This window comes from Amycolatopsis rhizosphaerae, from assembly GCF_007713715.1.
In the GTDB taxonomy this organism is placed as follows: Bacteria; Actinomycetota; Actinomycetes; order Mycobacteriales; family Pseudonocardiaceae; genus Amycolatopsis_E; species Amycolatopsis_E rhizosphaerae.
On record NZ_VJWX01000753.1, the window covers coordinates 1 to 2162 of the forward strand.

At 71.2% G+C, this 2162-nt stretch carries 3 protein-coding genes; all 3 read right to left on the reverse strand.

Annotated elements, in window-relative coordinates:
- On the reverse strand, positions 1-433 hold a 433-nt coding region (locus FNH05_RS36405), incomplete at its 3' end, for a biotin/lipoyl-containing protein (RefSeq protein ID WP_342781657.1).
- The gene (locus FNH05_RS36410; RefSeq protein ID WP_144593377.1) at positions 430-1437 is read right to left on the reverse strand and encodes an alpha-ketoacid dehydrogenase subunit beta; all 1008 of its coding nucleotides are present in this window, start codon (positions 1435-1437) and stop codon (positions 430-432) included. The genes FNH05_RS36410 and FNH05_RS36405, both read right to left, overlap by 4 nt.
- A partial coding sequence (locus FNH05_RS36415) for a thiamine pyrophosphate-dependent dehydrogenase E1 component subunit alpha (protein WP_144593378.1) occupies positions 1434-2162 on the reverse strand: 729 nt, incomplete at its 5' end. The genes FNH05_RS36415 and FNH05_RS36410, both read right to left, overlap by 4 nt.

Consider the following 2162-nt stretch of genomic DNA (forward strand, 5'->3'; position numbering starts at 1 on the left):
GGTCCAGGCCGTGTTCGCGGGCGATCCGGCGGGCCAGGGGCGATGCGCGGAGGGCCTCTCCCCCGGCACCGGCGGCCTGAGCCGGTGGCGGCGGGGATTCCGGTGGCGGAGCGGCGGGTGGAACGTCCACTGTGGTCTCCGCGGTGGGTTCCACTGTGGTCTCCGCGGTGGCTTCCGCGGTGGCCGGCGGAGTGCCGCCGGCGGGGTCGATGACGGCGATGGGGGTGCCGATCGGCACGGTGGTGCCTTCGCCGACCAGCAAGCGGATGAGGACGCCCTCGTCGTACGCCTCCAGTTCCATGGCGGCCTTGTCGGTCTCGATCTCGGCGAGCACGTCACCGCGGTGCACCGGGTCGCCTTCGTGCTTGCGCCACGCGGAGAGCACGCCTTCTTCCATCGTGTCGGACAGGCGGGGCATCAACACGTCCGTCATCGGTGGTCCTCCTGGCCGGTGAAGCGCGTCGCGTCGAGGGTTTCCCGGATGGCCCGGGTGAGCGCGGTGGCATCGGGCAGCGCGGCCAGTTCCAGCGGTTTGGCGTAGGGCAGGGGAACTTCGGCGGCGGCGACCCGCCGGATCGGGGCGTCGAGGTAGTCGAACGCTCCTTCCTGGAGGGTGGCGGCGATTTCCGCGCCGATGCCGTAGGACAGCCAGTCGTCTTCCAGGACAACGGCGCGGCTGGTCTTGCGGACCGAGGCGCAGAGGGTGTTCCGGTCCAGGGGGCGCAGGCTGCGCAGATCGACCACCTCGACGGAGATGCCGTCCTTTTCCAGCCTGCGGGCCACGTCGAGGGCGACCACGGCGGCGCGGGAGTAGGCGATGACGGTGATGCCGGTGCCGGGTTTCATCACCGTGGCGGTACCGATGTCGAGGGTGTGGTCGCCGTCGGGGACCTCGCCCTTGGTGTTGTAGAGGGCGAGGTTCTCCAGCAGGAGCACCGGATCGTCGTCGCGGATCGCCGCGGCGAGCAGTCCCTTCGCGTCGGCCGGAGTGGCCGGGGCGAGCACCTTGAGGCCGGGGACGTGGGCGTACCAGACTTCCAGGTTCTGCGAGTGGGTGGCGGCCAGTTGCTGGCCGCCACCGCCGGGGGTGCGGATCACCAGTGGGACGCGGACCTGACCGCCGAACATCGAGCGCATCTTCGCGGCGTGGTTGACGATCTGGTCGATGGCCAGCAGGCTGAAGTTGATCGTCATGATCTCCACCACCGGCCGCAGGCCGAGCATGGCGGCGCCGATCGCGGTCCCGACGAACCCCTCCTCGCAGATCGGCGTGTCCCGCACGCGGCGCGGCCCGAACTCGGTGAGCAGCCCGGCGGTGATCTTGTAGGAGCCTTCGAAGACGCCGATTTCCTCGCCGATGAGCAGTACGTCCTCGTCGCGCAGCAGTTCCGCGCGCAGCGTGTCGTGCAGTGCCTGCCGGTAGCTGATCACCGTCACGGAGTCACCACCGGGTCACCGGGCCTGCCCTGCGGGGTGTTGGCGACCGGGGTGGCGTACACGTGGTCGAACAGTGTTTCCCCGTCCGGGTCCGGTGCGGCCTCGGCTGCCTCGACGGCCTCGGCGACGACCTGCTCGGCCTCGCCGTCGATCCGCGCCGCACTCCCGGCATCGAGGACGGCGTCGTCGATCAGCCGGGCGCGGAACGCGGGCACCGGGTCCAGGTCCCGGAGTCGCCGGTTGTCGGCGTCGCTGCGGTAGCGGGCCGGGTCGACCACCGAGTGCCCGCGCAACCGGTAGCTGACCGTCTCCACCAGCATCGGCTGGTGCTCGCCGCGGGCCCGGTCCAGTGCGTCGCGGGCGGCCTCGCGGACGGCGAGCACGTCGTTGCCGTCCACCCGCTGCCCGGGGATGCGGTAGGAACAGCCCCGCCGGAACAGTTCGGGCTCGCCGGCGGCGGCCTCGACCGGGGTACCCATGCCGAGCTGGTTGTTGACGATCACGTACACGATCGGCAGCCGCCAGACGGCGGCGAGGTTGAGCGACTCGTGGAAGGCCCCGATGTTCGTCGCCGCATCGCCCAGCAGGCACATCACCGCATCACCGTGGGGACTGGGGCCGTGCCGGTAGGCCAGGGCGAGCGCGGCACCCGTGGCGGGCGGGATCTGGCCGCCGACGATGCCGTAACCGCCCAACAGGCAATGCCGCGCGTCGAACAGGTGCAT